This is a genomic window from Paraglaciecola sp., assembly GCF_030730205.1.
In the GTDB taxonomy this organism is placed as follows: Bacteria; Pseudomonadota; Gammaproteobacteria; order Enterobacterales; family Alteromonadaceae; genus Paraglaciecola.
The window spans coordinates 1-4,732 of record NZ_JANQVQ010000070.1; the positions used below are offsets into that span (position 1 = coordinate 1).

At 39.6% G+C, this 4,732-nt stretch carries 4 protein-coding genes and 1 pseudogene; 4 read left to right on the top strand and 1 reads right to left on the bottom strand.

The features are described from left to right. Window positions 1-301 (bottom strand): annotated as a pseudogene (locus NWQ57_RS06130) (hypothetical protein); the annotation flags it as partial. 390 nt (window positions 302-691) lie between these two features. Between NWQ57_RS06130 and NWQ57_RS06135 the strand changes: the two are divergent. The 4 genes from NWQ57_RS06135 to NWQ57_RS06150 all read left to right on the top strand — a co-directional run. After that, entirely contained in the window at window positions 692-1,471 is a 780-nt protein-coding gene (locus tag NWQ57_RS06135) for a WecB/TagA/CpsF family glycosyltransferase (RefSeq protein WP_306021256.1), read from the top strand. A 2-nt stretch (window positions 1,472-1,473) separates the two neighbouring features. Beyond that, a complete protein-coding gene (locus tag NWQ57_RS06140; RefSeq protein WP_306021257.1) occupies window positions 1,474-2,565 on the top strand; it encodes a glycosyltransferase in 1,092 nt (363 codons plus the stop codon). Further along, window positions 2,565-3,680, top strand: a complete 1,116-nt coding sequence (locus NWQ57_RS06145) for a glycosyltransferase (protein WP_306021258.1) — start codon at window positions 2,565-2,567, stop codon at window positions 3,678-3,680. The genes NWQ57_RS06140 and NWQ57_RS06145 overlap by 1 nt, the downstream gene beginning before the upstream one ends. Beyond that, a partial coding sequence (locus tag NWQ57_RS06150) for an O-antigen ligase (protein ID WP_306021259.1) occupies window positions 3,680-4,732 on the top strand: 1,053 nt, incomplete at its 3' end. The genes NWQ57_RS06145 and NWQ57_RS06150, both read left to right, overlap by 1 nt.

The following is a 4,732-nucleotide window of genomic DNA, read 5'->3' on the forward strand; positions in this document are numbered from 1 at the left end:
CGTTTTTATTCCAATGGCTCAAGTCATCTACAAACTCTAAACGATTAAAAAAACGGTTTACTTCGTAAAGCTGGTCTGGGATGTCAGATGCTTTGTTATCTTCAAGAAGTTCTTGCCAATCACGCACACGTTGCGAAGCCGCATCCCCATAACGAAGAAGTACTTTTTGAATTAACACTTCGTTAAGTACAAACGAGGCGTTTACGCTTACATGCAGAAGAATTAAACCAAAAGTAGCAGACGCGATGCTTCTTACTAAATGTGTTTTAACAAAATTCTTATATGTTTTATTAGCAGTCATGCATTGCTTTAAAACGCCTTTACATCAAAAGAGTTCAACTAGGGGTAGTGTAAAAATGTTCAGTGTCACCTTTTTTATAATTTCACACACACAATAAACCAAAATTATTTCATCGCAAATCAAATTGCCAATATATGCGGTTTCAAACATTGAATCACTCACGAGAACTATTCTTTTTAAGTCTGCATAAAGTGACAGTTTTTGCCTATTTAAGTTTAATTTTACTTTTGACTTTAAACCTCAAAATTTTTAGGGATAATAGCGTCAAAATAAATTGAGCATATAGAACCCCAAAAAAGAAAATAGTAGATCAGTATCTGGTATTAATTTTGCTTTATGCTCGATTGGCATTTTAAATTATCAACATGAATGGCTGTGAAGAGGGATACTTTGAATAATTTTAAAACAGTAAATGTTGGTGGTTTGGATACAGCGTGTATCACCAGAAAAGAATTGGTTGATATCTGTGTTGAAAAAATCGATACCTATCGGGCTAGTGATGAGTTTTCTAAACCCTATGTCATATTTGATTCAAATGGTCATGGGATCTCTCTTGCAAATCAAAACTCAGTTTTTTTTCAATCTCTGACGCAAGCTGATCTGATCCACGCCGATGGCCAAAGTGTTGTAAGTATGTCGAAGTGGGTAAAAGGCCCTGATATTCCTGAGCGTAGCGCAACCACAGATACTATTCATGACATTCCTTTGTTAGTAACAAAAACCATTAAGCACTTCTTACTTGGTGGAACTAAGCAAGTTGTTGAAGCGTGCGCTGAAATTTTGTCAACGCAATATCAAAATTTTGCAGTTGCAGGTATCCACGATGGGTACTTTAACAAAGACACTCAAAGCGTCGACGTAATCAAAAAGATCAACGAAAGTGGTGCAGACATTTTATGGGTAGGTTTAGGCAAACCACTTGAGCAGGCGTGGGTTATTAAACACAAAGATGCAATTAAAGTTCCTGTTATTATTAGCTGTGGTGGTTGTTATAACTACGTCACAGGGGACTATGCAAGGGCTCCATTATGGATGCAAAATGCTGGTTTAGAATGGTTGCATCGAGCTGTCACCGAGCCCAAAAAGTTCTTATGGCGTTATGTTACAACTAACCCACATAGCATTTTTTGTGTATTAAAACACAAATACGCCAGTAAAAAAGCGATGTAATAATGTCAAATAAAGTCTTGTTTTTACATAAGTGCTTTGTAAAAGGTGGCGGTGTTGAGCGTGTTCATCAAAATCTTTCAGCAGCTTTGCAGCAACAAAACATCAATACCTGTTTTTTTGTATTACATGGCTACGGCGAAAGTGAAGCCGGTTACAATAGCCTACAAAATACTCAGCAAGCGCAAAGGCCTAATGTAAATGCAGGTCTAGTTAAAAAATTAAAAGCGGTTTTTGACTGCATCAAAGCGAATGAGATAGGGGCGATAATTGCAGCAACCGAACAAGCCAATATGGTCGCCTTTTTATGTAAACTACGATTCCCCCGTTTAAACATTGTCTATACCAGACACTGTGCTTTTGATGTTAGTGATCAAAAATTACCACCTTGGGCCATCAAATTACTTTATTCTCTATATGCGATGAATGGGCAAATTGTGGGTGTGTCAAAAGCATTGCAGCAACAAATAAAAGATACCCTGCTTTTTAACAAAAAGGCAGTGCATTTCGTGCCCAATGCAGTGGTTGACGACAGCATATACCTTAAAGCAGAAACCAACTCCGACAATTGGCAACATACTGATTACTTGGTTGCAGTAGGCCGATTAGTCGAACAAAAAGGGTTTGACCTTCTTTTAAACGCTTATGCTCAAGCATTAAGATTAGATTCGCAGCTGCCTAAATTAATGGTTATTGGCGAAGGTGAAGATAAAAGCCAATTAGTCGCACAGGCTGCCCAGTTGGGTTTGACTGAACATGTTTTTTTTACTGGTTTTACCACAAATCCTTATTATGCGATAAAACGAGCTAAAGCCTTTATTTTGTCCTCTCGTCATGAAGGGATGCCCACCGTTTTAGTTGAGTCTATGGCATTAAACACGCCAGTTATTGCTTTTGATTGCCCTACAGGCCCTAGCGAACTGATAGTAAAAGGTAAAAATGGTGTGCTGGTACCTCATTTAGATGTGGCTGCATTAGCTTTAGCTATTAGTCAGTATCAAAACTTACCCCAAGAAGATATTAGTCATTATGTTCAAGATTTTTGTTACCCCAAGGTGGCTAATGCTTATCTTACTTTGTGTGAAGGGAATACCTAATGGCTAAGATAACGATAGTTTTACATGATCTCAGAGGTGGCGGTGCTGAAAAGATGATGGTGCGGCTTGCTAATCAGCTAGTTGAGAACGGCGATGAAGTTGACATGATCCTTATTACCGCGGGCGGCCCGAACAAAGCGTTTTTAAGAGAGTCAGTTAATCTGACTGAGCTTGATTGTAAGCGAACTCTTGATGCCTTTGGCCCATTGCGGCACGCCTTAAAAAAATCTAAGCCCGATGGCATACTTGCTGCTCTCACTCACATAAACGTGATTACTGCCATTGTGTGTTTTTCGTTGGGCTGGTTGCGTAAGCTTAGTGTCAGTGAACGTAATGCTTTTTCATTAGACAAAAAAGTTAATAGCAATAAAGTGATGAAGGCTGCCTATTTACTGGCGCCTTACATATACAGACTACTGCCCAATCCGGTTATAGCCGTATCTAAAGGCGTAGCTAAAGATCTGGTTGATACAACAGTTGTACGTGAAAAAGATGTAGTTACGGCACCCAACCCTGTCATTACTACTGACACGATTGAATCGGCAAAAGCGGCCGCTAAACACCCTTGGTTAATTAATAAACAAACAAAAGTTATTGTGTCGGTAGGGCGTTTGTCTTATCAAAAAGGTTTCGATATTTTGATTGATGCCTTTTATCGAATACACAACATGGTTGATGCGCGGTTGGTTATTTTAGGTGAAGGTGAATTACGGCCAGAGCTAGAAAGACAAATTGAAAGTGTAGGCTTAACTGACCGTGTATCGCTAGCCGGTTATTGTGATAATCCTTTAGCCGAAGTAAAACAAGCCGACCTGTATGTTTTATCGTCGCGTTTTGAAGGGAGTCCTAATGCTCTGGTCGAAGCTATGTCAGTTGAAACGGCAGTCATTGCTTTTGATTGCCCTCACGGGCCAACTGAAATATTAAACGGTGGTAAATTAGCCCCATTATTAGAAGATAAAAATGTACATCAACTGGCGCTGGCGATAGCCAATGAGCTGATAACTGAAAGCGCAACAGACAAAAAATCAACCTACCTTGAGGCGGTAGAACGTTTTACTTCACTTAATTCTGCCAAACGGTATAGGCAGCTTATTTTAGGTAAGCTAGCGTAATGAAAGTAAGTATCGAACAACTTAAACGAGTCTACTTGTTTACTGCCGTATTTTACTATTTTGGATTCATGAATTTTGTGAGTCGTTTTGTAAGTGGCGGTAAAGCCGAAGACCTGATGAGTGCCAATGCGGCGGGCTCGCTAGCAAAACAGCTTGTGGGCGTTTTGTTGTTAGGCTTGAGTATATTTTTGTTACTCAAAGTGAATAAAAAACTTTTGTACAGCATGTTAAAAGCCAGTTATTGGTGGGCCATTATCATTGGTTTTTTTGCCCTCTCTATTTATTGGTCTTACGAACCCAGTATCTCTTTTCGGCGCCTCATAGCTTTTATTACCTTAATTGTTGTGTCGTTTTGTTTGGTGTGTACGTTTGAGCCTAAATCGCTGCTGTATTTTTTAGCAAAAACGATTTTTGTTGCGGCTATTCTGGGGCTTATGTTGATGGTAATCGCTCCCAACATGGCCTTACAAGGCTCAGGCGATCGGGCGAATATGTTTGTTGGTATTATGGGCGACAAAAACGGTGGCGCAAGACTATATGCCTATGCAATATTAATTTTAGCTGGCTTGGGGCGTTACCAAACACGGCAAGATAAATTTAAGTTGTTTATCCTAAGTGTCTGTTTAGTGTTTGCCAATTCCGCCACCGCTATTGTTATGGTCGTTGCGGGCCTGGGGCTTATTCTTCTTTTTAAAGTATTGCATACCCGCAGCGCAAATATGAATTTAAGGCGGTTTTTCCTCATTACTGTGTTACTTATGCTAGCCAGTATGGCTGCGTATTTTTTGTATGCCTTTTTACTCGAGTTATTAGGTCGAGATCCAACGCTGACGAATCGCACTGTTATTTGGGAATTGCTCAGTGAAAGTATCGATAAAAAACCCTGGCTGGGTTACGGTTTTGGTGCATTCTGGAGCAGTGACGCAGTGTTGGGTTTTGTTGAGCGTTGGGGCTTTATTGGTAACGCCCATAGTGGTTACTACGAAACCTTATTAAATGGCGGCATAATTGGCTTAGTTTTAATGGTGCTTTTAAGTCTTAAAATTATTAAA